Below are 26,014 nucleotides of genomic sequence, written 5' to 3'. Positions count from 1 at the left end.
CTGTCACCAGTCGAAGGGAAACAGCGGATACCGACACTCTCCCCCGCCCCGCCGACCACTTCGAAACCCAAGCGAACCCTGCCCGACCGGCAGACCTCAACCTCTGAAAGGAAATGACAATGAACGCTCCCGTGAAACCCGCCAAGGTCGCAATCAACGGCGTCGACGTCCCGACGCTTCTCGGCACGATCGGCGCCGTCAGCGAACACCGCGACCTCGCCAAGTTCACCTTCCGCGCCAATGGCGAATGGCTGAACGGCACCCACACCGCCACCCGCATCAACGGCTATTTCGGCGCCGGCGCCGAACAGGGCCGCGGCAACGACTTCGTCGTCGAAGCCGATCACCCGGCTGTCCTGTGCGGCGGCGACAACGCCCCGACCCCGCCGGAACTGCTTCTCGCGGCGCTCTCCGCCTGCATCACCGCCGGCATCGGCAACATCGCGTCCGCACGTCAGATCAAGCTCGACTCGGTTGAAACGTCGCTCGAAGCCGACGCCAACCTGCTGGGCATGCTCGGCCTCGACGACAGCGTCCGCAACGGCTTCGGCGCCATCCGCATGAACGTGAAGATCCAGGGCGACGCGTCGGCCGACAAGCTGCGCCAGGTTGTCGACCAGTCGGTCTCGCGCTCGGCCGTCTTCGACATGCTGACCAACGGCCTGCCGGTCACGGTCGGCGTCGACGCAGGCTGATCCCGCGCTGGCGGCGGACGGTCCCCCTCCCGTCCGCCGCACCGCCTGAAACACGAAAGGACACGATCATGACGGCCATCGCAGCCCGCAGGCCGGCGAACCCGGAACGCATCAGGACCCAGTTCGAACGCCTGCACTACCCCTATCTGACCGGCACGGCTCGCAGCTCGATCCATTACACCGGTCCGCGTCGCTGACGTCTGCGCGCAGACCGACGCGCCGCCGAAAACGGCCCGCCCGGCACCCCCGGAGCGGGCCTTTTTCATGCCCCGCGCAACACCCCTCCGGAAACAAATGAAACCTGAAATCCGAAAGCCGGAAGCCGAGCTGAAACAGGCACTTGTTAGCTTCGCCTCAAGTTCGGGGACAGGCCCTTTCGTCCCCCAGGAAAAACGATGGAGAATTCAAGTGGCCCAACATATTGACGTGCTCATTGTCGGCGCCGGCCAGGCCGGTCTCTCGATGAGCCATTGCCTCGCCTCGGCCGGCATCGAGCATGTCGTCATCGAGCGCGGCGAAGTCGGCGAGCGGTGGCGGTCGGAGCGGTGGAAATCGCTCAGGCTGCTGACGCCCAACTGGATGACGCGGCTTCCCGGCCATCGCTATGCCGGCAACGATCCCGACGGCTTCATGCGCCGCGGCGAGCTCGTCCGCCTTCTCGAAACCTACGGCTCGTCCTTCGCCGCACCGGTCCAGGCGCAGACCCGCGTCCTCGACGTGTCGCGCGTCGGCGCGGCCTATCATGTGCGCACCGACCGCGGCGACTGGATCGCCCGCGCCGTCGTCGTCGCGACGGGCGCATGCGACCGGCCCGTGGTGCCCGCCATAGCCGCCGACCTGCCCAAGGGCGTCGAGCAGATCGTGCCCGAGCGCTACTGCCGGCCGCACGACCTGCCGGCGGGCGGCGTTCTCGTCGTCGGCGCGTCGGCCACGGGCGTGCAGCTCGCCGACGAGATCCACCGCACGGGCCGTCCGGTCACCGTCGCCGCCGGACGTCATGTCCGCGTGCCGCGCAGCTATCGCGGCCGCGACATCATGGCCTGGCTCGACGCATGCGGCTTCCTCGACGAGCGGCGCTCGCCCGAAGACAGCAGCGACCGGGTGAACCGCCAGCCGTCGCTGCAACTGATCGGTCATCCCGATCACCGGTCGCTCGACCTGCCTCGGCTGGCCGCGCGCGGCGTCCGCGTCATCGGACGCGCGCTCGCCGTCAACGGCGCATCGGTGGCGATCGCCCCCGACCTGCCGCAGCAGACCGCCTCGGCCGAAAACCGGCGGCGCAAGCTCCTGGCGCGCATCGACGCCTATGTCGCCGAGGCCGGGATCGACGCCCCGCACGACCCCGCCGCATGGGCGCAGCCGCATGACGTCGGCTACGGCCTGACCCGTCTCGACCTGCGCGCCACCGGCATCCGCACCGTGATCTGGGCGACCGGCTACCGCCGCACCTATCCTTGGCTGAACGTGCCGGTTCTGGACGAGGCGGGCGAGATCCGCAACGCGGGCGGCGTGACGCCGGTCCCCGGCCTGTTCGCCCTCGGCCTGCCCTTCATGCGTCGCCGGTCCTCGACATTCATCGACGGCGTCGGCCGCGACGCCGAGGAGCTCGTCGTCGACATCGCGCGTCACCTCAATCCCCGCTCCGAAAAAGCCGCCTGAAAGGAAACCCCCATGCCGTACGCAAAGCCGTTCGCGCCCCATTACACCGCCATCGTCGTCGGCGCGCGCTGCGCCGGCGCCGCCACGGCGATGCTGCTCGCCCGCCAGGGCGCCCGCGTCCTGATGATCGATCGCGATCGCAGAGGCACCGACACGCTGTCCACGCATGCGCTGATGCGCGGCGCCGTGATGCAGCTCTCGTCGTGGGGCCTGCTCGACAAGGTGATCGACGCCGGCACGCCCGCGATCCGCAAGACCAGCTTCATCTATGGCGACGAGGCGGTCGATCTCGACATCCAGCCCTCGCACGGCGTCGATGCGCTCTACGCGCCGCGCCGTTACGTCCTCGATTCCATTCTCGCCGACGCCGCCGAGGCGGCCGGGGTCGACACACGCTTCGAGATGTCCCTGCGCGGCCTCCTGACGGGTGCCGACGGCAGGGTCCGGGGTGCGGTCATCGACACCGGCGATGGCGAGACCGTGCCGGTCAGCGCCGACATCGTCATCGGCGCGGACGGCAAGCAATCCTCCGTCGCCCGGTTCGCCGGCGCCGAGGTGCAGCGCCGCGCGCAGCATGCCACGGCCGTCGTCTACGGATATTTCGACGGCATTCCCGATCACGGCAACCGCTGGTATTTCACGCCGGGCTACGCCGCGGGCGCCATTCCGACGAACAACGGCCAGACCTGCGTCTTCGTGTCGATGCCCCGCCTCACCTATCTCGAACAGATCCGCGGCCGGCTGGAAGCGGGCCTGCGCGGCCTCGCCGACGACGTCTTTCCCGATCTCGCCGCCCGGCTCGCGCCGGCGAAGCTCGATCGTCGTCCCATCGGCTTCGTCGGCCATCACGGCCATCTGCGCCGCGCGGCCGGGCCGGGCTGGGCGCTGGTGGGCGACGCCGGCTATTTCAAGGACCAGAGCACCGCGCACGGCATCACCGACGCGTTGCGCGACGCCGAGATCCTGGCGCGCGCCGTCGCCTCAGGTCCGTCCGGCCTCGCCCGCTACCAGGAGACGCGCGACGCGCTGTCACGCGGCATGTTCGACGTGACCGAGCGCATCGCCTCGCTCGACTGGAGCATGGACGAGGTCAAGCGGCTGCATTTCAGGCTGAACAAGGTGATGAAGGACGAGCAGGACTGGATGGCCGCGTCCTTCGCCGCCGAACCGCGCGCCGCGTGACCGACACGACAAGGCCCTCCTCAAAGAACCGAAAGCGCCGGGGCAAAACCCCGGCGCTTTTTCGTGTCACGGCCATCCGGGCACAAAAAAGCCCGCCGTTTCCGGCGGGCTTTGCGGTTGATTGCCAGGGCGCCTAGAACAGGCTGACCTTGCGGTGCATCCGCTCGACGTCGGCGCGCTGGACGCCGATGTCGCGGAACATCTGGTCGCCGCTCTGCAGCAGCATTTCATATTCCCGGCGGTGGCGAGCACGTTCGTCGGCGCGGCGGATGGCATTGCGGATCTGGTTCATCATGGTTTCGTCTCCATTGGTTCGTTTTCCGATGGACAGACAATCTCAAGCCGCCGTTTCAGGCGGATTTCGCCGCACCCCCGCCTGCGTTTCAGTTGTTTCGCCGCCGGCGTGGCGGGCGCTGAAACATTTGAAACATTCAGCCCCTTTTCGGGACACGCGTCTGAAACGCGCGAACCATACGACTTGGCCATCAAACACGCCATTCCCGCAGACGGGAGGAAAAACCGATGCCATTCGTTGAACACCAGAACAGCTTGATACACTTCCGCGCCGACGGCGCGGGCGCGCCGGTCGTGGCGCTCCACGGTTCGGCTTCGTCCGGATACCAGTGGGAAAGCCTCACCGGCTACATCGCCGGGCGCCACCGGGTCGTCCGGCCGGACCTGCCGGGATACGGAAAGTCCGCCCCGCTCGCCGCCGCCCAGATGAGCCTGCCGGCCATGGTCACGCGCCTTGCCGCCGTCTTCCGGGAGATCGGAGAACCGTTCCATCTCGTCGGCCACTCCTTCGGTGGCGCTGTGGCGCTGAAGGTCGCGCAGACGATGCCGCACATGGTGCGCAGCCTCGTCGTGATCGAACCGGCCGCCTTTCACCTTCTGGCGGAAGACCTCGCCGACCGGCCCTACCTGAACCCGCTCGCCGCCGTGGCGGATGCGATGCGCGCCGACCGCGCGACCGGCGACGACGACACCGCCATGGCCCGCTTCATCGATTTCTGGAACGGCGACGGCGCATGGGCGTCCACCAGCCAGGGCCTGCGCGACAAGCTGCTGACGACGCTGCCGCAGGTGATCGCCGACTTCACGGCGATCGCGTCGGAACGCGCGACATTTGCCGATTACGCGCAGATCGCCTGCCCGGTCCTCGCGGTCACCGGCCGCCAGTCGCCGGCCGTGACGCAGCACCTGACCGAGCGCCTCGCGCGCCATCTGCCGACGGCCGAACTGGCCGAGATCGCGGATGCCGGCCACATGGCGCCCTTGACCGATCCGCATGTGATCGACCCGATGATCGCCCGTCACGTGCAGGCCGCCGAACGGCGCGAAGCCCGCGCGTGCCGCCACCACTATTGCGAGGCCGCATGACGCAGGCGTCGCCGCCCGTACCTCTTCCTCTACGTCATTCAATGACGTGCAGACACCCTTTCTGCTTGCCTGACGTAACAAGCATGGGCAGACTTTTCGGGGCATTCAGGAGGGACGGGCGCGCCGCCCGAGGCAGCGGCGTCCGATTTGAACAGGAAATCCAAGTAATGGAACAGACGCTCTTCCAGAAATATGGCGGCTTCTCGAAGGTCAGCCGCATCGTTCTCGATCTCTACGACCGATTGCTCGACGACGACGAGGTCGGACCGTTCTTCGATGAGGTCGACATGGCGCGGATCGTCGACCACCAGACCAAGTTCGTGTCGTCGCTGCTCGGCGGCCCGGCCTCCTACACCGACGACCAGATCGCCAAGATGCACCGCCACCTGGCGATCCACACGCGCCATTTCGACTCGCTGGCCACCATCCTCGCCGAAACGCTCGCCGATCACGGCATGGAGCCCGACGACATCGAGGCGGTGGTCAAGGCGTTCGACCAGCGCCGGAACCTGGTGGTGGACTGACCGATGTCGATCGAAGCCATCAATGAACAGCTCCTGCGCGCGATCGGCGTCGGCGTCGCGCTCCTCGACCTCGAGGAGCTGACCTTCCGCTTTCACAACGACACTTTTTCAGACTGGTTCGGAGAGCCGGATCCGCAAGCCCGCCTGACGGACATCTTCTCCGCCCTCGACGCCGCAGCCCTGCATGCCGGGCTGAACGACGGCGGCCGATACACCACGGAGACGTCGTTCAAGCTGCGTCGCCGCACCATGACCGTCGCGATGGACTTCAACCGCGCGCTGGACGGCGGGCAACGCATCGCGGTGCTCGTCTGCCAGAACATCACCCGCATCAAGGAACTGGAATCGATGATCGATTCCTACTCGATGATGGTCGAGCGCAACACGCGCGAGATCAAGCGCGAAAAGGAGCAGGTGGAAAAGCTGCTGCTCAACATGATGCCGCGCTCGGTCTACGAGGAATACAAGACGTTCGGCGTCGTCACGCCGCGGCTCTACGACCCGGTCTCGGTGCTGACGCTCGATTTCAGCGATTTCGCAGGGCTGGTGGCGACGCTCGATCCGGGCGTCATCGTCAGCGAACTGAACGACATCTATTCAGCCTTCGACCGGATCGGCGAACAGTTCGGCTGCGAGCGCATCAAGACGATCGGCGACGCCTATATCACGGTGTCGGGCATGCCGGACGCCGCGCCCGACCACGCCATGTCGGTCGCCAACGCCGCTGTCCGCTTCCTGCGCTATCTCAAGCAGCGCAACGACAGCCACCCCGTCAAATGGCAGTGCCGCATCGGCATCTCCACCGGCGCGGTGATCGGCTCGGTCGTCGGCGTGCAGAAATACATCTACGACGTCTTCGGCCCCGCCGTGACCCGCGCGGTGCGCATCCGTGCCCATGCCGAGCCGATGACGATCTCCGCCGACACCACCATCGCCGAGATGATCGAGGCCAAGTTCAGCCGCGAATCCCTCGGCACCAAGGACCTCGGAGGCGGCGAGGAAGGCGAGATCTTCCGCATGGACGTCATCGCCGAGCAGAACTCGGGATACGGATTGGCACAATGAACCTCGGATACGACGCGCGAACGAGAAAGAGCGAGGAGACGGAAGCATCCGCCGACACGCGCGGCGCGTCGCACGACATGCTTCGCGAAGTCATCGAGGCGATGTCGGAGGGGCTTGCCCTGTTCGACGAGGACGCCCGGCTGGTGCGCTGCAACTCGGTCTATCGCGAGCTCAACCCGCAGATCGCGGACCTGCTGGAACCGGGGATGGAGTGGGAATTGATCCTGCGCGAACTTGGCCTGCGCGGCGCGATTTCGGAGGACGCGCTCGACCGGCTGCGCTGGATGGAGAACCGGCTGGCGATCGGTTCCAGCTCGGCCGCGACGCTGGAGATCGAGCTCCAGAACGGCGCGCTGCACGAGATCGCCATGCGCCAGACGCCCGTCGGCGGCTTCGTCGTCACCCAGTCCGACGTCTCGGAGAAACGCCAGTTCGAGGAACATGAGCGCCAGGCCGACATCCTGCTGCGCAAGGTGCTGGAGGCCTGCCCCGCCAACGTGATCATGTCGCGCATCGGCGACGGCCACATCATCTATCGCTCGCCCGCCGCGACCGAACTGCTCGGCACGTCGCACAATTCGCAGGACCATTTCGCCAGCCGCGAGGAACGCGCCGATTTCGTCACCGAACTGCTGCCCGACGGGCGCGTCGACGACATGCTGGTGACGGGGCTGCGGCCCGACGGCTCGACCTTCCCCTGCTCGGTCTCCGCCCGCGTGATCGACTATCGCGGCGAGGAAGTGATCGTCTCCAGCACGGTCGACATGTCGCGCGAGGTCGAGATGCAGCGCACGCTGTCGGAGCAGCGCGAGCAGATCTTCCAGTCCGAAAAGATGTCGGCGCTCGGCGAATTGCTGGCCGGCGTCGCCCATGAGCTCAACAACCCGCTGTCGGTCGTCGTCGGCCACGCGCTGATGCTGCGCGAGGAAACGACCGATCCCGACGTGCTGCGCCGGCTGGAGAAGATCTCCGAAGCCTCCGAACGCTGCGCCCGCATCGTCAAGTCGTTCCTGGCGATGGCCCGCCAGCAGCCGGCCCGGCTCGCGCCGATGGGCCTGCGCGAGGCCGTCGAGACCGCCGTCGAGGCGCTGAACGCAGGCGCGAACGGCCTGCAGGTGCCGGTCAATGTCGATTTCGAGCGCGAAATGCCCTGGACGATGGGCGACGCGGACCAGCTCGTGCAGGTGATCATCAACCTGCTGACCAATGCCGACCAGGCCATCGCCGCTTCCGGCGTCGGCGACCGCATCGAGATCACCGCGCGCTACGACAAGCCGGCGCGGATGATCGAAATGCGCGTCTCCGACAACGGGCCCGGCATTCCCAAGGACATCCGCAGCCGCATCTTCGACCCGCTCTTCACCACCAAGGACGTCGGCAAAGGCACCGGCATCGGCCTCGCCTTCTGCCACCGGGTGATCACATCGCATGACGGCCAGATCCGGCTCGAACCGGACCGCGGCGACGGCGCGACCTTCCTCCTGCGCCTGCCGGTCGCCATGGACGAGGCGGTCAACGCGGCCGAGGCGGCGTCGGAGAACGGCAAGCACGCGCCGGCCCGGGTCCTGGTCGTCGACGACGAACCGGAAGTCGCCGAACTCATCCGCGAGATCCTGGTGCGCGACGGCTTCAACGTCGATCACGCCGATTCCGCCGAAGCCGCCCTGACGCTGGCCCGCAACCATCGCTACGCGCTCGTCCTGAGCGACCTGAACATGCCGGGCATCGGCGGCCGCGGCTTCTACGAGATCGTCGCGCGCGAACTGCCCGAGATGGCGATACGCGTCGGCTTCGTCACCGGCGACACGATGAGCCCCTCGGCGCGCGGCTTCCTCGACAGCGCCGGCCGGCCCTTCCTTGAAAAGCCGATCGCGCCGTCGGAACTGCGGGCGCTCGCCCGGCACATGCTCGAAGAAACCGGAGAAGGCGCATGAGCGACACCGCCCAACACATTCTCGTCTGCGACGACGAGGCCGACATCCGGGACATGCTGGCCGAATACCTGACACGACGCGGTTTCCGCGTGTCGCCGGCCGGCAACGCGACCGAATTGCGCGGGCTGGTGGAGGCCGACGCGCCGGACCTCATCGTGCTCGACATCAACATGCCGGGCGAAGACGGGCTGTCGGTGCTGAAGAGCCTGCGCGGCGGCGAGGACCTGCCCGTCGTCATGCTGACGGCGGCAAGCGACGTCATCGACCGAGTCATCGGCCTGGAACTCGGCGCCGACGACTATCTCGGCAAGCCGGTGGACCTGCGCGAACTGGAAGCGCGCATCAAGGCGGTGCTCAGGCGCAAATCGGCCGCGCCGAAGGAGGGCGGGGCGAAAGCCGGCGACGAGCCCAAGCGCTTCCGCTTCGGCAAGACCTGGCTCGATCTCGAGGCCGCCAAGCTCTCCGACGAGAACGGCGAGGAAATCCCCCTCACCTCGATGGAATTCAACCTGCTGAAACTGTTCGCGCGCAATCGCGGCCGGGTTCTGAACCGCGACCAGATCCTCGAAGGCGCCCATGACCGCTCCTGGGATCCGTTCGACCGGAGCATCGACATCCGCATTTCGCGCATCCGCCGCAAGATCGAACTTAATCCGCAGAAACCGACCGTCATCCGCACGGTGCGCGGCATCGGCTACATCTATGACGAGACCTGAGGTGTCGGGCGCGCGCCCGGACCGTCAGGCGGCGGTGCCGAGACGCTTCTCCTCCCCGGAATTCGTCTTGCCGTCGGTTCCGAAGAGCAGTTCGAGATAGTCGCGGAAATGGGCTGACTGCCGTGCCGTCATCGTGACATTGCCGTAGGCACGCTGCAGCACAAGCGCCCCTTCGATGATCGAGACGATCATCTCGGCGAGCTGGCGCGCGGTGACCGGACGCGCCGGCTCGTAACACTCCAGGATCTCCTGGAACTTACGCACATAGATCGCGGTCCAGTCGCGCAGCGTGTCGGCCACGAAGTCCCGGATCGAGGGGTCGAACTGCATGCTCTCATAGGTGTAGACCGCATACATGCAGCCGAGCGACGGCTCGTTCTCATTGCTGATGTAGCGTTCGAACATCTTCAGGAAGAGCATCATCTGGGCGAGCGGATCGTCGCTGCGCGTTTCCGCCTGGGCCAGCGTGGTGCGGAACATCTCGATGTCGCGCCCGGCGTGCCACTTCACCAGTTCGGTGGCGAGATCCGCCTTGGACCCGAAATGGTGGAAGAACTGACCCTTGGAATAGGGACCGCCCTTCAGGATGTCGTCGATCGACGTCCCGGCGAACCCTTTCTGCATGACGAGATCCCTGGCGGTGGTCAGGATCTTCTCTTTTGTCTGCTGGCCTTTGCGTGACATGGCGCACATTTCATACGGTTCAGTTTGTTTATGAATAGCGCAGATCGGGACAAATAACCATCCCGCAAGCCTGCTGAAACATCTGAAACAAAGACATTCGGCCCCGGAAACAACCGAAACCCGGAATTCGTTGCTCCCATAACAGACCAAATAGTATGTTCAGATCAGACCAAAAAGTCTGCTTTCTGAATGAACCCAAAGGTCGAGGACGACGCCATGAACGGGATAAACCAGCTTCTCCAGGACGCGCCCCTGGCAGCCGTTTTCGGCGCCGCGGGCCTGATGTGCCAACTTGCATGGCCGCTGTTTCGCAGCCGCCGCAAAATCCTCGCGGTCCAGCTCGGGATCGGATCCAGCTACGCCGCGTCCTACGCGCTGCTGGACGCCTGGAGCGGGGTCGGCGTGTGCAGCGTCGGCGCGACCCAGACCCTGATCGCGCTGATCGCGGGCGACCGCCCCTGGCTGCGCCGGATGGGCTTCGTCTTCATCCCGGTCGTGGGCGCGATCTCCTTCGCCACCTGGAGCGGAATCGCCTCCTTCTTCGCCATGACGGCCTGTTGCCTTATCATGATCGGACGCATGCAGCGCGACACGCTCGCGATGCGCTGTTTCCTGGTCGCCGCCTCGCCCTTCGGCATCGGCTACGACCTGACCGTCGGCGCGGCCCCTGCTCTCGCCGGCGCGATCATATCCGCCGGGCTCGGTTTCGCGGCCCTGATCCGCGAACTGAACGCCCGCCACGAACGGGACGACCTCCCGCATCGGGTCGCGTCCGCCCACGCCGTCCTCCTGCGCGCGGCATCCCTCATGACCGCGCGGGAAGAAAGGAGGTTCGCAAGCTGAAGCACCCGAACATCCCATGCCGGGCCGACGCCCGCTCCCACGACAATCCACGCGCCGAAGAGATGGCGCACCAACAGGAAAGAACAGGACAATGAACACCGAAAACAACGCACCCACTGAAACCCGGCTCTTCGACAGCATCCTCGACACGATCGGCCGCACGCCGACGGTCCGGATCAACAATCTCGCCCCGGACGGCGTCACGATGTATGTGAAGGTGGAAGCCTTCAATCCGGGCGCGTCCGTCAAGGACCGGCTCGCGCTCAGCATCATCGAGACGGCCGAACGCAACGGCACGCTGAAGCCCGGCCAGACCGTCGTCGAGGCGACTTCGGGCAACACCGGCATCGGCCTTGCCATGGTCTGCGCCGCCAAGGGCTATCCGCTGGTCGTGACCATGGCCGACAGCTTCTCGGTCGAGCGCCGCCAGCTGATGCGCATGCTCGGCGCCAAGGTGGTGCTCACGCCCCGCGCGGAAAAAGGCTTCGGCATGTACCGCAAGGCGCAGGAACTGGCCGAGGCCCATGGCTGGTTCCTCGCCCGCCAGTTCGAGACCGAGGCCAATGCCGACATTCACGAACGCACGACGGCGCAGGAGATCCTGAACGACTTCGCCGGCCGCCGCCTCGACTATTTCGTCGCCGGCTACGGCACGGGCGGCACCGTCACCGGCGTCGGCCGCAGGCTGACCAAGGAACGCCCCGAGGTGAAGATCGTGCTCGCCGAACCGGCCAACGCGCAGCTCGTCGGCTCCGGCATCGACCAGCAACGCACGGCGGACGGTTCGCCGGCGGTCAGCCATCCGGCCTTCGAACCCCATCCCATCCAGGGCTGGACGCCGGACTTCGTGCCGCTGGTGCTGCAGGAAGCGATCGACAACCGCTATTTTGAGGAACTGACGCCCGTCGCAGGCCCGGACGGCATGCATTGGGCGCGCGAACTGGCGGCCAAGGAAGGCATCCTCACAGGCGTCTCCGGCGGTTCGGCCTTCGCCGTCGCGCGGAAGATCGCCGAAACGGCCGAGCCGGGCACCACCATCCTCGCGATGCTGCCCGACACCGGCGAACGCTGTCTCTCCACGCCCCTGTTCGAGCCCTTCGGCGCCGACATGAACGAAGAGGAAGAAACGATCTCGCGCTCGACGCCCGCCGCCCGGTTGGACTGACGGACGTCATGAACCAGGCTGCCGCGTGGCGTTCCCGAGGTTCGGGGCCGTCGCGCGGCAGTTGGCATTATGGGATCGGGATCACAGGCATTCCGGATGCGCCTCGCGCAGATGCGCCAGGGTCAGCAATTGCAGGGTTGCCGGATAGTAGAAGGTCGGCTCGAAACGCGTATTGGCCTGTCGCACCGGCCGCCCGCGCACGGCGCACCCGATCGCGTCGACGATGATGCGATAGCCGGCATCGGCAAGCGGTTCCAGCGGCTTGCCGGAATTCAGGTCGATCACGGAAGGCTCGCCGGCCTCGTCCGCCATGCCGGTCTCGACGCGTTCGAGAAGCGACGGCTCCGTCAGCCCCGCCCGCACGAGATAGAGCGGAATGCGCACGGCATTGTAGGAAAACACCGCGTCGAAGCCCTTGGCCGGCCGGGGCGCGCCCCCGAGAGACACCCATTCGGACGGCAGTTTCGCCGGGCCGAACTGGGCGCGGCGCAGAAGGTCGAGCCCGTCATTCTTCAGACCGTCCCACATCGGCGACGGCACCAGCTGGGCGAGCACGGGAAACGCCTCGAAAATCAGGTAGGACGGATTGACGACCGGTCCGTCCGAGCGGCTTTCGGCGGTGAAACCGTCGACGCCCGGAAGCAGGATCGTGCGGCCGGCGTGGCGCACCACCGTCTTCGCCAATATGCCGGCGGTGATCTTGGCGGCGGCCTTCATGTAGTCGGTCTCGCCCCAGTCCTGCCCGGCGCGGGCGAGCGCGTAGGCGATCAGGATGTCGCCGTCGGTGGCGTTGTTGAAGTCGCTGATATGCGGAGACTTGTCGGGCTCCCAGCGCCAAGCCGCCAGCCCGTCGTCGCGGACGAACAGTTCCTTGCGGGTGAAATCCCAGATGCGCGCGAAATCGGCCGGCTGCCCCGCCAGATAGGCCAGCAGCAGGCCGTATCCCTGGCTTTCGCTGTGGGTGATGTTCTTGTTGGCGTTGTCGACGACGCGGCCTTCGGCTTCCACGAACTTGTCGGTGTAGACGCGCCACTCGTCGGCGGTGACGCGCTGCTGCGCGCCAGCGGGGCTCAGCCCCGCGCCGAAGGCAAGCATGAAGGTGATCCCTGAAACAATGCGCAGGCACTTTGCGAAGGTGTCGATGGACTTGCTCCGTTGCATGACCGTTGTCCGCCAGATCAGAAGAACGATCGCCCGCCGGGGTCAAGTGCGCAACCCCCGGCCGCCTCGCCCAACAGGCGGCAAGGTTAACCCGCCGATGCCGCGGGACCTTGCATTGAAGCGGTCAGATTCCGTCCTCGTCAGACGCTTCGTCGTCGTGGCTGCGTCCGAGCGAGCCGAGCAACGCATTCGTCAGGAGCCCGACCGTGACGGCCATGACCAGCAGGATCAGCGAATAGAGCACGAAATTGCTCGCCAGCCAGTTGGTCATCACCAGGCGAAGATTGGTGAAACTCAGCGGGCTGATCGACAGGAAGCGCGCCGCCTTCGGTTCCACCGCGAGCATCTCGTCTTCGAGCGTGTCGTGGTAGCTCAAGATGCCGCCGACCTTGGCCCAATTGTCCTGAAGCGCGATCGCCTCGGCGCCGTTGGCGAGTTGCGCGGCGCTTCCCGCGCTGACGATCGTGCGGACGGTGTCGTCGGCGGTGTCGGCCGACTGGTAAAGGAAGATGTCGGTGGTCGACGGAAGCTGGCGCTCCGGCTCCGAGGCGGGCAGCAACCGCGCGGTGGTGAGATCGAGGTCGAAATTCCGCTTCAGCCATTCGCTGGCGCCGCTGAACCAGCCGAGCACGCGGCCCGGCCTGACGCGCTGCTGCCAGAATTCGAGGTTCTTGTCGTCGAGCCGCTCGATGCCGTTCTCGCCCTCCGGGGCGGCCGCCAGCTCGATCTTCGACAGCATGTCGGGCGGCAGGCTTCCCATCGCGCCGACGAGGATGGCGTGGTGGCCTTCGGTGATGCTGCCAGGTTCGACCGTCTCGAAGCGGATCGGCGCGCCGGAGGCCTGCGCCAGCTTGCCGAGCACCGTCGCGGCCGCCGACAGCGTCAGGCCGTCCTCTTGCGCCAACACCAGATCCACGGTCTCCGCGGACCCGGCATAGGGAAAGCCGAGCGCCGCCGTCGCCGCGAGATCTGGAACGCGCTTGGCGCGCGCGAATTCCGGAATGACAAGTTCCGAGGTTCCGAAGAGCGCGAAACGCGGCGTTTCGTTGGCCGTCGCGCCGGGCGCGCAGACGGTGTCGGCCTTTGTCGGCAGCAGCGCTTCGAATTCGACGGTGTTCTTGCCGGGACGGAAGTGCCGCATCGGGATGCGGATCGGGTATTCCTGCAGCACCGCGCCGCCCGACTTGGTGATCGGAACGGTGGTCGCGAGCTGCCCGTTGATGGTCACGTTGAAACTGCCGCCGGGCAGGACGTCGCTGGAATAGGCCGCGTCGAGATAGATGCGCGCCTTGCCGTAATTGCCGGCGTAGAAATCGGCCGGCATGCCGATCTCGAACCCGGTCACGAAGCGTCGGCCGGAGAATTGCTGCGCCGAGACGCCGAGTTCGGAAAAGCTGATCCGCGTCGCGCCCTTGGCCTCGGCATGCGGCGTCTCGCGCACCGGCGGTATGGTCGCGTCGGCGAGCTGGCGAATGGCGTTGGCGATGCCGGGCCAGTCGGCCGCCGAAACGGTCAGCGCCTGGCCGCCCTCGGGCAGCCGGATGAAGGCCGAGGTGCGCGACGCGGCGTCGGCGTCGACCGCGGCGAGACGGGAGAGATCGGCGGTCGTGCCGACGAGGACGACCAGTTCTCCCCGCGCGGCGGAGGCCGGCAGCGACGAGGAGAAGCTGTAGGCCGTGTTCGCGGCACCGGTGGCGAGCGCCAGCGTCTGCGCGAGTTGCAGAAGCGTGCGCGGCGGCGCCTGGCGGCCGAGCGACGGGACGACGATGCGCATGCGGGTGACGCCGTCGGCGCCGACGCCGACCGTGGCGATGTCCGACGAACTGCGCATCAGCCCCGCACCGGGCGTGTCGAAATCCAGATAGGTGTTCTCGGCCTGCAGGTCGGTCCACAATTCGAAGGTGGAATCGATCGAGCAGTCGGTGCGGTGACGTTGCTGGGCGTGGACGCGGATCGTGTTGCGCCCCGGCTTGAGCATGCCCTCCGGCACCTCGAACAGGCGCTGCACGGCATATTCGGCGCCGCGCGGCGTTTCCTCGATCAGCTTGGCGTTGTTGATCGAGACGGTCAGGCGCGAGGCTTCCGGCGCGACCGTGATGGCGTTGGTGTATTCCAGGATGAAGCGCGCCGCCGACGCGGCTTCGGCGGCGGTCAGGTTGAACGCCCATTGTCGCACCGCCGTCTCGCCCTGCAGGCGCAGCGTCGGCGATTGCAGCAGATAGTGCCGAAGGGACTCGGGCGGCGCCGCGAACAATTGCGGCAGCGGCGAACTCTTCGGCGCTGTCGAGCCGTCCGGCTGCGACGGCGAAGCCGAATTGCGCTCGGGGCTCATGTCGAAGGACGGCACCTGCGCCGCGGCCGCCGTGAGCGAGAGCGAAAGGACCGTGGCGGACAGAAGGGCTCTCATCGCGTCACTCGCTCCCGCCGGTCTTCGCCTGCGGCTCGCGGTGCAGCACGAGATACTGGAGGCCACGGAAGGTCTGCACGAGCGCGATGTGGAGGAAGCGGAACGTGCCGCGCACAACGCCCGGATTGTAGCGCCTGGAATGCTGGAACTGCCACCACTGCTCCGAATTCGCGTAGAGCAGGTCGGCGATGAGGCTGTGATGCGCGACGCTGTCGGGCGCGAAACGGCAGCCCATGAAGATGATCTCTCCCCTCACCGAAGTGTGGCGGATGCTGATCGGCAGATCGCCTTCGGCGACGACGCCATGGGTCTGGAAGCGGACATTGCCGATCTGGTCGCGCGGGAACTCCTCGACCTCGGTGGAGAAGACCTGGATGCCCGCGCCGTTGACGGACACGTCGCGGATCATCGCCGGATACCACTTGCCGTTGACCTCGACCTCCGCGCGCCGCTGCACCTTGACGCGCCGTGTCGTCTGCCGCTCGCCGCGCTCCGAGACGACGCCGAGCGCGCATCCCGCCAGGAGTAGGTTGAGAAGGTTCCAGCCGCCGACGACCAGCGTGATGTCGGCCTTGTAGGATTCCGTGTAGAGCCGGTAGCCCGTCACGAAGGTCGCGATCAGCAGCACGAAGAAGATCAGGAAGAACGGACGGCTGATCTCCGACAGCCGGTTCTGCGCCACCGATTCGTCCTTGGCCGTCACCTTGAAGGTCGGCTTGGTCGGATTGAGCGCGACGGAAATGACCGCCGGAAGAAGGTGCACGGACTGCACGTATTCGTAGAGCTCGGAGATCCAGGGCCAGCGGAACGAGCCGTAAAGCGAGTTCTGAATCAACAGGTTGGCGATCATGTAGGAGACCGTATAGGCCATGAATTCGCCGCCCGACGCCGTGAAGATCTCCAGATCGAAGAACAGGTAGAAGAGCGGCGAGAACAAGAAAATGAACCGCGGGAACGGGAACAGCCAGAACATCGTCGACGACATGTAGCAAAGCCGCTGCGCGACCGTCAGGCCGCGCTTGAACGCCGGAAAGCGGAACCGCATGATCTGCATCATGCCCTGCGCCCAGCGGCTGCGCTGGCCGATGAAGCTGGCGAAGGTCTCCGGCTGCAGCCCCGCGATCAGCGGCCGGTCGACATAGATGCTGTTCCAGCCGCGCGAATGCAGCTCCAGCGCCGTCTCGCAGTCCTCGGTGATGGACATGCCGCTGAAGCCTTCGGAGATGACCAGCGCCTCGCGCCGCAGCACCGCGGCCGAGCCGCAGAAGAACGCGGCGTTCCACTTGTCCAGCCCGCGCTGGATGATGCCGTAGAACATCTCGTTCTCGCTCGGCATCTTCTGGAAGGTCTGAAGGTTGCGCTCCACCGGATCCGGATTGATGAAGAAGTGCGGCGTCTGCACGAGGAAGAGCTTCGGATCCTCGCCGAAGAAGCCCACGGTTTCCTTCAGGAAGTCGCGCGCCGGCGCATGGTCGGCGTCGAACACGGCGACGAGCTCGCCGGTGGAATGGGCAAGGCCGTTGTTGAGGTTGCCGGCCTTGGCGTGCTCGTTGCGTTCGCGGGTCAGGTAGCGCACGCCAAGCTGCGCGCACAGGTCCTGCAACTCGGCGTGGCGCGCCTCGGCGGCCTTCGCCTCCACCATGTTCATGGCGCTACGCTTCTGCACCGTGCCGCCGTCGTCGAGCAGCCAGACGGTGAACTTGTCCGCCGGATAGTCGATGTTGAGCGCGGCGGCCATGGTGTGGGCCAAGAGCGTCGAATTCTCGTTGTAGGTCGGAATGAAGATGTCGACGGTCGGCAGCGTGCCTTCGGCAAGGCCGGGAGACGGCGGACGCGGCGCCAGCGGCCGGGAGACGACGAACAGGCTGAGGAACAGCATCCAGACGCTGAACATCTCCGCCAGATACAGCAGCAGCCCCGGAATGAAGTTCAGCGGCTGGTTAATCGGCGGAAGCGTGCTTGTCGTGCGCCAGTAGACGTAGCGAAGCACGATGGAGGTGGCGAGCGCCAGCAGCACCATCCGCGTCGCGCCCTCCGCCTGGAGATATTTCAGCACGACCACGATCATCAGCACGACGAAGGTCGTCACCAGCTGGGTGCGCGGGTCGATCGGCAGGAAGATGAAGAACACCAGCACGACGGCGCTGACCGCCCAGAAGAGGAAGATGTTCACCGAACGCATGTCGAAGTGACCTTTTCGGCGGCTTTTTCGGAACGGAGGGTCATGGGCAATCCACCGACGCGGCGCTGCCGGCCTGCGCGCAGGCCGGGGACGGAACGCGGATGCCCTGCAGCGAGGCATTCTGCGCCGCAATGTCCGGCGAGATGCCGGCCGGGCTCGCGGCCGCGGAGCCGCCGCCGCCAGGCGACGGCACGGTGACGGCGGGCACGGTCGCCGGCGTCGGCGTCGGCGCGGCAGCTTTCTTGGGCGCGGACTTGCGAACCGTCTTGCGGACGGGCGCGGCGGCCGGCGCCGCGACGGGTGCGGGCTGAGGCAGGACCGTGGCCGCCTGCAGCGGATAGATCGGGTCGCCGGTCTTGCCGAGACGGTCGGGCGTGGCCGGCGGCGAACCGAACGGGTTCCAGCCGGGCGAATCGACCGCCGCGGTGATGGTGAAGCCGTACATGAAGGCGAGCAGGTCGTTTTCGGAGGCGCCGGCCTTGCACAGCCGCACGTCGATCTGCAGCGCGCCGGTCTGGTTGAACGGGTTGCTGCTGGCCTGCGCGCGGATCTGCTGCCAGGCATACATGCACAACTCGCCGGACGACGGGCGGCCCATCGCGTAGCCGAACGGACCGTACTCGTTCTGGACGAAGAAGTCGGACTTGAACATTTTGACGGTCGGGAACGCGTCATGCACGTCGTTGGCGATCTGGCGCTCGGTCAGCGGCTTGAAGCGCAGATTGTTCTCCGCGAATCGGTGCTGGTTGCTGGTGCCGAAGAGCTTGACCTTCGCGACGTTCGATCCGGCAAGAGACGAGTCGGTGGACAGGAAGATCTTCTGCTCCACCGCGTTGCCGTGACGCTGCTCGACCACGCCGGTGATCGCGAAGGAGCCGGGAACGGGCATGATATAGGCCTGCTCCGCGCCGACCGTGCGCACCTCCGAATCGAGATGCACGGGCTGCGCCGCGCAGCCGCACAACGCCAACAGCGCGCCCAGACCGGCGCCCCGCGCAGCAATTCGTCCCTTCCGCCGAAAACGGTTCATCATCCGCCTGTCCTTGAGCGCCGCACCCACGGCGCCGGGAAACCGTCCAAAACAACTCCTGAGCGCCTGAATTCCGGGGTTCGATTCCATCGGAACGACTCTCAATGGACGTACCGTAAGATTGAGAAATTAAGAGAACCTTTACCCTGTTCAGTAAGATTTGCAGAAACTCGCCAACTCGTGTGCCCGAAAGGCCGAAGAGGTTATGCGCACATCAATCTTGGCAATATTTGCCCTCGCTCTCGCAGTCGCATCGGCCGCTTACTACGGCCTTTCCGTCCGCAACAGCGCGCCGCTGCTGATCAGCCAGGTCGGACCGGCCGGCAGCGCCATGCCTGCGGGCGCGCAGATCGACGGCGCGACCACGAGCGCGCAGGCCGAAAGCGAATCGACCGCGGCACCCGCGCCCCCGCCCCGCCGCACCGACGTGGACGAAAGCGCCCTGCGATATTTCGCGGCCCAGGGCGACATCGAGCGTCTGCATGCCGAGATCGCGCGACTGCGGGCGCTCTATCCCGATTGGCTGCCGCCGGACGACCCGCTCGACTATTCGCGCTCGGGCGACCCGCGGATAGAGGCGCTCTGGGCGCTCTACGCCGAAGGCCGCTATGACGAGGTCGAGGCCGAGATCGCCCGCATCCAGGACACGACGCCGGGCTTCCTGCCGCCGCAGGTGCTCGTCGACAGCCTGCGGCTCGCCAAGGATCGGGAAGCCCTGGTCAAGGCATCGAACGAAGGCGCCTTCGCGACCGTGGTCGATGTCGCCGCCCGCTCGCCGCAGCTCCTCACCTGCGCGGAAGTGGACGTCATGTGGCGGCTCGCCGAGGCCTTCGCGCAGACCGACCGCGCCGACCGTGCCGCCGACGCCTATCGCTTCATCCTGCAGAATTGCGACGACCCCGGCGAGCGCCAGGCGACGGTGATCAAGGCGAGCGCCTTCCTCGACACCGCGCAGATCGAATCGCTCCTGATGCTGGAACGGCGCGGCGACGACGGCCAGGGCGAATTCGAGGCGGTGCGCGACGACCTTGCCCGGGCGATGGTGTCGCGCGTCGCCAACGAGCCCGACACCACCGTGGCCGCGAGCTACCTGGACCGCCTGAAGACGGCCGCCCGGCGCGACGGCGAACCCGACGATTCGATCCTGCTTGGCTGGTACAGCTACCAGCGCGGCATGTATCTGCAGGCGCGCGACTGGTTCCGCGCGGCGCTGGACAGCCTGAAGTCGCCGGAAGCCGCCCAGGGGCTGGCGCTGACCGAAGCCGAACTGAAGAACTACGCCGTGGCCGAATCGGTGCTCTACGAATACCGGAACGTCAGCGACGACACGATCAAGGTCTATCTCGCCACCGTCGCCAACCTCCTGAGCCTCGAACCGCCCAAGGCGATCGCCGCCGACGTCCTCAACCGGATGGCGCCCGTCGTGATCGAGAAGCGCGACGTCGTCTCCGCCGAGCAGTTCGGCTGGTACGCGCATTATCTCGGCCAGGAAACCACCGCCATCGACTGGTTCCGCGCCGCCCTGTCATGGGACCCCGAGCACGAGCCGGCCGCCTACGGCCTCGCGCTTGCGCTGAACGCGCTGAACCGCGACGCCGAGGTCGCGCAGATCCAGGAGACATGGCGCGGCCGGTCCGAGCGGATCGCCAATCTCGGCGAGGAAAAGGACGAGACCGAACCCGCCCGCACGGCCGCAGCAAGCACCCCGGCGCGCAGCCGCACCACCACCACGACCACAAGGCCGTCGACGCGCCGGGCGGCTCAGCCCGCCGGCTGCACCACGACGGTCGACATGCAGACCATCTCGCCGGAAAGCGCGCTTGATCGCGGCTGGTGCCTGATGGACCTGAACCGGACGATGGAGGCAGTGCAGGCCTTCGACCGGGCTCTGGCGAGCGGCGCTCAGGCGACCCGCAAGGACGCCGCCTACGGAAAGAGCCTCGCCTATCTGCGCCTCAAGATGCCCGACAAGGCCGCCGCCGCGGCAACCGCCGCGCCGCAGGAACCTGCGCGCGCGATGGAACTGCAGAGCGCGATCCTCGCCGACCGGGCGATCGGCGCCTTCCGCCTCGGCCGCTATCACGAGACGATCATCGCGCTCGACCAGCGCGCCCGCTTCGCGCCGGAACGCCAGGACCTGATGGTCCTGCGCGCCTTCGCCTATCACAACATCGGCCGCCGCTCCGACGCCAAGCGGATATTCCAGGCGCTGGCCAGCGTCGGCAACAAGGAAGCCATGCGCGCCCTCGGCGACCTCTGAGGAGGCTGGCCGAGGACGGAAAACGGCTCTGAGCCGGGTTTCCCCGAGCGTCCGTTCAGACGCTCATGCAGAGATATTTGATCTCCAGGAACTCATCCATGCCGTATTTCGAGCCCTCGCGGCCGAGGCCGGAGGATTTGATGCCGCCGAAGGGGGCTTCGGCGGTGGAGACGAGGCCGGTGTTGATGCCAACCATGCCGCTTTCGATCTCCTCGGCGACCTTCCACACGGTGGAGATGTCGCGCGCGTAGAAATAGGCCGCCAGGCCGAACTCGGTGTCGTTGGCCAGTTCGATGCCCTCGTCGATCGTGTCGAAGGTGATGATCGGCGCGACGGGGCCGAAGGTCTCCTCGGACAGCACCTTCATGCCCTTCGCGACGCCCATCAGCACGGTCGGCTGGTAGAAGGTGCCGCCGAGATCGGACCGCTTGCCGCCGGTGACGACGGTCGCGCCCTTGCCGACCGCATCGGCGACATGGTCCTCGACCTTCTCCAGCGCCGCGCCGTCGATCAGCGGCCCGATGGACGTGCCTTCCTGCATGCCGTCGCCGACCTTGAGGTTCGCCGTCGCCTCGGCGAGCTTGCGGCCGAATTCCTCGGCGACGCCGCTCTGCGCGTAGATGCGGTTGGCGCAGACGCAGGTCTGGCCGGAATTGCGGTATTTGGCGATCATCGCGCCCTCGACCGCGGCGTCGAGGTCGGCGTCGTCGAAGACGAGGAACGGCGCGTTGCCGCCGAGTTCCAGCGACAGTTTCTTGATGTCGTGGGCGCACTGCGTCATCAGGATACGGCCGACCTCGGTGGAACCGGTGAAGGTCAGCTTGCGGACCTTCGGGTTGGTGCAGAGCTCCAGGCCGACGCCCCTCGAGTTGGAACTCGTGATGATCGACAGGACGCCCTTCGGGATGCCCGCGCGCTCGCCGAGCACCGCCATGGCAAGCGCCGAAAGCGGCGTCTTTTCAGCCGGCCGTCCGACGAAGGTGCAGCCCGACGCGAGCGCCGGCCCGACCTTGCGCGCGATCATGGCGTTCGGGAAGTTCCACGGCGTGATCGAGCCGACGACGCCGATCGGCTGCTTGATGACGACGATGCGCTTGTCGGACTGGTGGCCGGGAATGACGTCGCCATAGACGCGGCGCGCCTCTTCGGCGAACCACTGGATGAAGGACGCGCCATAGGCGATCTCGCCACGCGCCTCGGCGAGCGGCTTGCCCATCTCGGCGGTCAGGATGCGGGCCAGGTCTTCCTGGTTCTCCAGCATCAGGTCGTTCCATTTCAGGAGGATGGCGCAGCGCTCCTTGGCGGTCTTCGCGCGCCATGCCTTCTGCGCCTGATAGGCCGCGTCGATGGCCTTGGCCGTATCCTCAGGCGTGAGGTCGGTCACCTCGGCGATGGTCTCGCCGGTGGCCGGATTGGTCACCGGAAACGTCTTGCCGGTCGTCACCCACTCGCCGCCGAGGAAGGCGCGGGTTTCCAGAAGGCTCGGATCTTTGAGAGCAAGTGACATGGCAATTCCTTTCGATGGAAACGGCGTCAGTAGGCGGCGCGATAGATCGCCAGCGCGTCGGCTTCGGTGACCGGGCGCGGATTGTTGACGAGCAGGCGCGTCTGGTTCATCGCGTCGGAGGCGAGCTTCGGAAGCACCTCCTCGGGAATGTTCATCGCCCGCAGGTTCGGCTGCAGGCCGCAGGCGCCGGAGAGTTCGGCGAGGCTGTCGCAGAAGGCCGCCGCGCGTTCCTGTCCCTCGAATTTCGCCAGCTCCGGAAACACGTATGGCGCCAGTTCCGCATAGGGCTGCGGCGACGTCACCACGTTGAAGCGCAGCACATGCGGCAGGACGAGCGCGTTCGACAGGCCGTGGGGAATGTGGAAATGCCCGCCCAGCGGATAGGCCAGCGCGTGCACCGCGGCGACGGGGGAATTGGCGAAGGCCTGGCCGGCGAGCATCGAGCCGAGCAGCATGTCGGAGCGCGCTTCCGTGTCGGTGCCTTCATGCACCGCCTTCAGGATCGAGCGCCCCATCAGCGTCAGGGCCTGCGTGGCGAGCATGCGCGACACCGGGTTGTTGTTCGAGCTCGCCGAGGCATAGGCCTCGATGGCGTGCACCATGGCGTCGATGCCGGTCGCAGCCGTGATGTGCGGCGGCAGGCCGTAGGTGAGTTCGGGATCGAGCAGGGCGACGTCGGGCAAGATGACCGGCGAGACCACGCCCATCTTCTCGTTGGTGCCGGTGGTGACGATCGAGATCGGCGTGACCTCGGAGCCCGTGCCGGATGTCGTCGGGACAAGGATCAGCGGCAGGCGCGGCCCCCTCGCGTTGCCGACGCCGTAGACGTCCTTCAGCTCCTCCTTGCCGAGCGCCAGCAGGGCGACGAGCTTGGAGACGTCCAGCGAGGAGCCGCCGCCAAGACCGACGACGCCCTCGACGCCCGCGTCACGCGCCTGGGCCGCGGCCTGCAGGACGACGTTTTCCGGCGGGTCGGCCTCGACGTCCTTGAACAGTTCCACGGTCACGCCCGCGGCGTTCAGGATGTCGAGCGCCTTGTCGACGATGCCGGTCGACATCATGCCCGGATCGGTCACGAGCATGATGCGTTCGCCGATCTGGGCGCGAACGAGTTCGCCGATGCGACCGAGGGCGCCGACGCCGAACTGGATCGATTTCGAGGTGTTGAAGGTGAAGGGTGTCATCGTCTTCTCCGCGCGTTTTGCGATGCGTTCAGCCGCCGAAACTGAATGCGGTCAGGACAGCCAGCACGAAGCCGGCCGCACCGGTGATGATAAGGGTCCGCACACGCTCCTGCTCCACCGTCGACCGGTCTGTCTCCAGCCGGCGCGGCGGCGTGTAGGGCGGTATCTCCACGTGAACGGGGCTTGCCATTTCCATCTTGTAGGCGAGGAACCAGACCAGCCCGAGACCGCTGACCCAGGCCGCCAGCGACCAAGCCCACAGCGACGGCATGCCGAGAAGCCACGTCATGGTCTCGCCGTCCCGGGTCACGAAGGCGGCGTTGCCGAAGATCAGGCCGGGACCGGTGGCCAGGAAGAACCATGCCAGCGCGACGGACCATGCGGTGGCGCGCAGCCCCCTCGCCTTCTTGCCGACGGACAGCGCCCCGGCGAAGAGCTTCCGGACTTCGAGCGCCTCGGCGCTGAGCGCCTTGCGGTTGGTGATCGCCGAGATGATGAGGACCGCCGCGATGTTGGCCGCCATGCCCCATGCCGCCGAATGGATGGTCCACGGCCACCGGCCCCACGGCAGTTCGAGGCCGAAGAAGGAAAGGATCTCGTATCCGAGCGGTTCCGTCAGCACCACGCCGGCCAGGCCGAAGCCGACGCCGGTCATGGCCGCGGGACGCGTGATCCAGCCGAGCCACGTCACGCCGAGAAGCGGGGTCCAGAGCTGGAACGCGGCCGGTAGCGCCACGGCGGCAAGCGCCGACAACGTCACGGGGGTCAGGTTCTGCATGACCATGGCGACGACGGCGAGGATCGCGACGGCTATGCGGGTCAGCGTGACGGCGTCCGTCTTGGACAGGCGCGAATTGAAATAGGGCTTGTAGACATGCCGGACGAGCCCCTCGCCCGCGGCGAACAACGCCAATCCGGCAAGGAGCTGAACGCCGGCGACGATGCCGATGAAGATCCAGGCCGCGAACCATGGCGACTGCGACTGCAGCCGCGCGAAGAGCGCGTCCAGCGTCAGTCCCTTGTCGAGCAGGCCCGCGACGCCAATCAGCGTGACCGCGAAGACGACGAGGCCTCCGAAGAAGCCGGCGGTGACCCAGGTCTGGCCCGCCGCGATGCCGTTGGGGCTGCGGGTGGAGAGCACGAGCTTCAGGGCCAGCGGGCTTGCCTGGAACCCCATGAAGGCCAGCGCGAGGCTGAGATTGGCGACCGCCGTGCTGGCGCCCTCCGCCTCGCCCGCGCGGCCGAGCCCGGCGGTGAAATGGATCACCCCGTCGACGAGGAAGCCGGACGCCGCCTCGGGCGAAGCCGACAAGGCCAGAAGCCCGCTGTTGAGCGCGCCGAAACCGCCGCTCCACAGAAGCGCGAAGCCGGCAAGCGTCACGATGGAGGTGAACACCAGCACGGTCTGGATCACGCCGAAATAGGCGATGGCACGTATGCCGCCGATGCCGACGCCCGCAAACAGGACGAAGCCGAGCACCACGCTGGCGGCAAGCTGCGACACCGCGCCGTCGGTCAGCAGCGTGACGGCTTCGGCGACGGCGCGCATCTGCAGGCCGGCGAAACCGACGGCGAAGAGCAAGGCCACCGCGGTGGAGACCACCACCAGGAAGGGGCTTTGATAATAGACGCGGAAAATGTCGGCCTGCGAGGACACCCGCAGCCGCTCGGCGACGAACCACAGCCGCTTGAAGAAGACGACGCCCGGCAGCGCGATGGCGATGCCCGCGACCAGCAGGGCCGGCATCTGGAAGCCGGTCTCCGCGATCTGCCGGCTGCCGCCGAGCACGAACCAGCTCGACAAGCTTGCACCCGCGATGACGAGCGCGGAAATCCATGGCGCGATGGCGTGCCCTGCCGAGAAGAAGCCGTCCGCACCCTCGCTCTGGCGCACGGCGACGCGCGCCCAGTAGAGCAGCACGGCGACGTAGAACAGCGCCAGGAGCGGAAGCCAGACTGTCACGTCGACGCTGCTCATGCGTTCGGTTTCCCGCTGTCGGCCGGCTTGAGATGGAAGCGCGAGAAGGCGCCGCGCAGCCCGTACCGGGTGGAAAGGTAGATCGGCAAACCGAAGCCCAGCGCCGCAAACAGCGTCAGCCCGGACCAGTAGTCGTTCTGCGACAGGCCGCCGCTTGCCCAGCCGGCGATGAACACCAGGGCCAGCACGCCGAAGACGCCGATGCCGAGTGCCGCCTCGCCCGGCTTGAAGCTGCAGCCGAACACCCCGTTGACGACGATGTGGGCGACAAACCCGGCGATGATCGTCACGACGCCAGCGAGCGAAACCAGATAGGAATCGCGGGCGAAGCCCTCGAGCAGGAACGCCAGTCCGCCCAGGCCGAGGACGGCCCAGATCGAGAAGACGAGCAGATCGCGCTCAACTGACGCTGGCTTGGACATTCAACGGTCTCCGGTTGGAAGCGGCGGCACGGACAG

The 26,014-nt window shown here is 66.8% G+C and carries 22 protein-coding genes; 12 read left to right on the top strand and 10 right to left on the bottom strand.

All coding sequences use genetic code 11. The features are described from left to right. Positions 1 to 119: 119 nt before the first annotated feature. The 4 genes from MRY80_RS12790 to MRY80_RS12775 all read left to right on the top strand — a co-directional run bounded on the left by MRY80_RS12790 (position 120) and on the right by MRY80_RS12775 (position 3,536). Complete coding sequence (locus MRY80_RS12790) at positions 120 to 695, top strand: OsmC family protein (RefSeq protein WP_293291408.1); 576 nt, start codon at positions 120 to 122, stop codon at positions 693 to 695. 68 nt (positions 696 to 763) lie between these two features. Then, positions 764 to 892, top strand: a complete 129-nt coding sequence (locus tag MRY80_RS12785) for a hypothetical protein (protein ID WP_293291407.1) — start codon at positions 764 to 766, stop codon at positions 890 to 892. 211 nt (positions 893 to 1,103) lie between these two features. Then, positions 1,104 to 2,354, top strand: coding sequence for an NAD(P)/FAD-dependent oxidoreductase (locus MRY80_RS12780; RefSeq protein WP_293291406.1), 1,251 nt, complete (start codon positions 1,104 to 1,106; stop codon positions 2,352 to 2,354). Between the two features lie 12 nt (positions 2,355 to 2,366). Further along, a complete protein-coding gene (locus MRY80_RS12775; RefSeq protein WP_293291405.1) occupies positions 2,367 to 3,536 on the top strand; it encodes an NAD(P)/FAD-dependent oxidoreductase in 1,170 nt (389 codons plus the stop codon). 133 nt (positions 3,537 to 3,669) lie between these two features. On the opposite strand, the gene MRY80_RS12770 is transcribed toward MRY80_RS12775, so the two are convergent. Then, positions 3,670 to 3,828 (bottom strand): hypothetical protein, encoded by a 159-nt coding sequence (locus tag MRY80_RS12770; RefSeq protein ID WP_293291404.1) that lies wholly within the window; start codon positions 3,826 to 3,828, stop codon positions 3,670 to 3,672. Positions 3,829 to 4,058: 230 nt separating this feature from the next. On the opposite strand from MRY80_RS12770, the gene MRY80_RS12765 reads away from it, so the two are divergent. The 5 genes from MRY80_RS12765 (at position 4,059) to MRY80_RS12745 (ending at position 9,155) form a co-directional block, all read left to right on the top strand. Then, the gene (locus MRY80_RS12765) at positions 4,059 to 4,916 is read left to right on the top strand and encodes an alpha/beta hydrolase (RefSeq protein WP_293291403.1); all 858 of its coding nucleotides are present in this window, start codon (positions 4,059 to 4,061) and stop codon (positions 4,914 to 4,916) included. Between the two features lie 167 nt (positions 4,917 to 5,083). Then, on the top strand, positions 5,084 to 5,440 hold the full coding sequence (locus MRY80_RS12760; RefSeq protein WP_293291402.1) for a group 1 truncated hemoglobin: 357 nt from the start codon (positions 5,084 to 5,086) through the stop codon (positions 5,438 to 5,440). 3 nt (positions 5,441 to 5,443) lie between these two features. Then, entirely contained in the window at positions 5,444 to 6,505 is a 1,062-nt protein-coding gene (locus MRY80_RS12755; protein WP_293291401.1) for an adenylate/guanylate cyclase domain-containing protein, read from the top strand. Further along, positions 6,502 to 8,439 carry an ATP-binding protein gene (locus MRY80_RS12750; RefSeq protein WP_293291400.1) on the top strand — a complete coding sequence of 646 codons (1,938 nt, stop codon included), beginning with the start codon at positions 6,502 to 6,504 and terminating at the stop codon, positions 8,437 to 8,439. Before MRY80_RS12755 ends, MRY80_RS12750 begins: the two co-directional genes overlap by 4 nt. Continuing rightward, a complete protein-coding gene (locus MRY80_RS12745) occupies positions 8,436 to 9,155 on the top strand; it encodes a response regulator (protein ID WP_293291399.1) in 720 nt (239 codons plus the stop codon). The genes MRY80_RS12750 and MRY80_RS12745 overlap by 4 nt, the downstream gene beginning before the upstream one ends. Before the next feature lie 24 nt (positions 9,156 to 9,179). Here the strand turns inward: MRY80_RS12745 and MRY80_RS12740 are convergent, their stop codons facing one another. Continuing rightward, the gene (locus MRY80_RS12740) at positions 9,180 to 9,839 is read right to left on the bottom strand and encodes a TetR/AcrR family transcriptional regulator (RefSeq protein ID WP_293291398.1); all 660 of its coding nucleotides are present in this window, start codon (positions 9,837 to 9,839) and stop codon (positions 9,180 to 9,182) included. Between the two features lie 216 nt (positions 9,840 to 10,055). On the opposite strand from MRY80_RS12740, the gene MRY80_RS12735 reads away from it, so the two are divergent. Further along, complete coding sequence (locus tag MRY80_RS12735) at positions 10,056 to 10,682, top strand: YgjV family protein (RefSeq protein WP_293291397.1); 627 nt, start codon at positions 10,056 to 10,058, stop codon at positions 10,680 to 10,682. A 91-nt stretch (positions 10,683 to 10,773) separates the two neighbouring features. Beyond that, complete coding sequence (locus tag MRY80_RS12730; protein WP_293291396.1) at positions 10,774 to 11,847, top strand: pyridoxal-phosphate dependent enzyme; 1,074 nt, start codon at positions 10,774 to 10,776, stop codon at positions 11,845 to 11,847. 81 nt (positions 11,848 to 11,928) lie between these two features. Here the strand turns inward: MRY80_RS12730 and MRY80_RS12725 are convergent, their stop codons facing one another. The 4 genes from MRY80_RS12725 to bcsN form a co-directional block, all read right to left on the bottom strand. Next, a complete protein-coding gene (locus MRY80_RS12725) occupies positions 11,929 to 13,008 on the bottom strand; it encodes a glycosyl hydrolase family 8 (protein ID WP_293291395.1) in 1,080 nt (359 codons plus the stop codon). A gap of 124 nt (positions 13,009 to 13,132) precedes the next feature. Beyond that, a complete protein-coding gene (locus tag MRY80_RS12720; RefSeq protein ID WP_293291394.1) occupies positions 13,133 to 15,415 on the bottom strand; it encodes a cellulose biosynthesis cyclic di-GMP-binding regulatory protein BcsB in 2,283 nt (760 codons plus the stop codon). A 4-nt stretch (positions 15,416 to 15,419) separates the two neighbouring features. Further along, positions 15,420 to 17,597, bottom strand: a complete 2,178-nt coding sequence (gene bcsA / locus MRY80_RS12715; protein ID WP_293291393.1) for a UDP-forming cellulose synthase catalytic subunit — start codon at positions 17,595 to 17,597, stop codon at positions 15,420 to 15,422. A gap of 40 nt (positions 17,598 to 17,637) precedes the next feature. Further along, positions 17,638 to 18,627, bottom strand: coding sequence for a cellulose biosynthesis protein BcsN (gene bcsN / locus MRY80_RS12710; protein WP_293291392.1), 990 nt, complete (start codon positions 18,625 to 18,627; stop codon positions 17,638 to 17,640). A 220-nt stretch (positions 18,628 to 18,847) separates the two neighbouring features. Between bcsN and MRY80_RS12705 the strand changes: the two genes are divergently transcribed. Beyond that, a complete protein-coding gene (locus MRY80_RS12705) occupies positions 18,848 to 20,887 on the top strand; it encodes a cellulose synthase (RefSeq protein ID WP_293291391.1) in 2,040 nt (679 codons plus the stop codon). A 55-nt stretch (positions 20,888 to 20,942) separates the two neighbouring features. Here MRY80_RS12705 and MRY80_RS12700 read toward each other — a convergent pair whose 3' ends face one another. The 4 genes from MRY80_RS12700 to MRY80_RS12685 are packed head-to-tail and all read right to left on the bottom strand — an operon-like array spanning position 20,943 to position 25,978. Beyond that, the gene (locus MRY80_RS12700; RefSeq protein ID WP_293291390.1) at positions 20,943 to 22,394 is read right to left on the bottom strand and encodes an NAD-dependent succinate-semialdehyde dehydrogenase; all 1,452 of its coding nucleotides are present in this window, start codon (positions 22,392 to 22,394) and stop codon (positions 20,943 to 20,945) included. A gap of 26 nt (positions 22,395 to 22,420) precedes the next feature. After that, positions 22,421 to 23,578, bottom strand: coding sequence for an iron-containing alcohol dehydrogenase (locus MRY80_RS12695; RefSeq protein WP_293291389.1), 1,158 nt, complete (start codon positions 23,576 to 23,578; stop codon positions 22,421 to 22,423). Positions 23,579 to 23,606: 28 nt separating this feature from the next. Continuing rightward, positions 23,607 to 25,556, bottom strand: coding sequence for a hypothetical protein (locus MRY80_RS12690; RefSeq protein WP_293291388.1), 1,950 nt, complete (start codon positions 25,554 to 25,556; stop codon positions 23,607 to 23,609). Further along, on the bottom strand, positions 25,553 to 25,978 hold the full coding sequence (locus MRY80_RS12685) for a hypothetical protein (RefSeq protein ID WP_293291387.1): 426 nt from the start codon (positions 25,976 to 25,978) through the stop codon (positions 25,553 to 25,555). The genes MRY80_RS12690 and MRY80_RS12685 overlap by 4 nt, the downstream gene beginning before the upstream one ends. Positions 25,979 to 26,014 lie beyond the last annotated feature (36 nt).

It is taken from the genome of Oricola sp. (genome assembly GCF_022763245.1).
In the GTDB taxonomy this organism is placed as follows: domain Bacteria; phylum Pseudomonadota; class Alphaproteobacteria; order Rhizobiales; family Rhizobiaceae; genus Oricola.
The sequence above is the reverse complement of the archived record's forward strand: the minus strand, read 5'-3'. Positions and strand labels throughout refer to the sequence as shown.

What these genes read in the sequence shown, in the direction of transcription:
- MRY80_RS12775 (WP_293291405.1), top strand. Translation starts at nt 2,367, where the DNA reads ATGCCGTACGCAAAGCCGTTCGCGCCCCATTACACCGCCATCGTCGTC.
- bcsA (WP_293291393.1), bottom strand. Translation starts at nt 17,597, where the DNA reads ATGCGTTCGGTGAACATCTTCCTCTTCTGGGCGGTCAGCGCCGTCGTG.
- MRY80_RS12750 (WP_293291400.1), top strand. Translation starts at nt 6,502, where the DNA reads ATGAACCTCGGATACGACGCGCGAACGAGAAAGAGCGAGGAGACGGAA.
- MRY80_RS12695 (WP_293291389.1), bottom strand. Translation starts at nt 23,578, where the DNA reads ATGACACCCTTCACCTTCAACACCTCGAAATCGATCCAGTTCGGCGTC.
- MRY80_RS12790 (WP_293291408.1), top strand. Translation starts at nt 120, where the DNA reads ATGAACGCTCCCGTGAAACCCGCCAAGGTCGCAATCAACGGCGTCGAC.
- MRY80_RS12765 (WP_293291403.1), top strand. Translation starts at nt 4,059, where the DNA reads ATGCCATTCGTTGAACACCAGAACAGCTTGATACACTTCCGCGCCGAC.
- MRY80_RS12725 (WP_293291395.1), bottom strand. Translation starts at nt 13,008, where the DNA reads ATGCAACGGAGCAAGTCCATCGACACCTTCGCAAAGTGCCTGCGCATT.
- bcsN (WP_293291392.1), bottom strand. Translation starts at nt 18,627, where the DNA reads ATGAACCGTTTTCGGCGGAAGGGACGAATTGCTGCGCGGGGCGCCGGT.
- MRY80_RS12690 (WP_293291388.1), bottom strand. Translation starts at nt 25,556, where the DNA reads ATGAGCAGCGTCGACGTGACAGTCTGGCTTCCGCTCCTGGCGCTGTTC.
- MRY80_RS12740 (WP_293291398.1), bottom strand. Translation starts at nt 9,839, where the DNA reads ATGTCACGCAAAGGCCAGCAGACAAAAGAGAAGATCCTGACCACCGCC.
- MRY80_RS12760 (WP_293291402.1), top strand. Translation starts at nt 5,084, where the DNA reads ATGGAACAGACGCTCTTCCAGAAATATGGCGGCTTCTCGAAGGTCAGC.
- MRY80_RS12785 (WP_293291407.1), top strand. Translation starts at nt 764, where the DNA reads ATGACGGCCATCGCAGCCCGCAGGCCGGCGAACCCGGAACGCATCAGG.
- MRY80_RS12755 (WP_293291401.1), top strand. Translation starts at nt 5,444, where the DNA reads ATGTCGATCGAAGCCATCAATGAACAGCTCCTGCGCGCGATCGGCGTC.
- MRY80_RS12730 (WP_293291396.1), top strand. Translation starts at nt 10,774, where the DNA reads ATGAACACCGAAAACAACGCACCCACTGAAACCCGGCTCTTCGACAGC.
- MRY80_RS12735 (WP_293291397.1), top strand. Translation starts at nt 10,056, where the DNA reads ATGAACGGGATAAACCAGCTTCTCCAGGACGCGCCCCTGGCAGCCGTT.
- MRY80_RS12720 (WP_293291394.1), bottom strand. Translation starts at nt 15,415, where the DNA reads ATGAGAGCCCTTCTGTCCGCCACGGTCCTTTCGCTCTCGCTCACGGCG.
- MRY80_RS12685 (WP_293291387.1), bottom strand. Translation starts at nt 25,978, where the DNA reads ATGTCCAAGCCAGCGTCAGTTGAGCGCGATCTGCTCGTCTTCTCGATC.
- MRY80_RS12700 (WP_293291390.1), bottom strand. Translation starts at nt 22,394, where the DNA reads ATGTCACTTGCTCTCAAAGATCCGAGCCTTCTGGAAACCCGCGCCTTC.
- MRY80_RS12770 (WP_293291404.1), bottom strand. Translation starts at nt 3,828, where the DNA reads ATGAACCAGATCCGCAATGCCATCCGCCGCGCCGACGAACGTGCTCGC.
- MRY80_RS12745 (WP_293291399.1), top strand. Translation starts at nt 8,436, where the DNA reads ATGAGCGACACCGCCCAACACATTCTCGTCTGCGACGACGAGGCCGAC.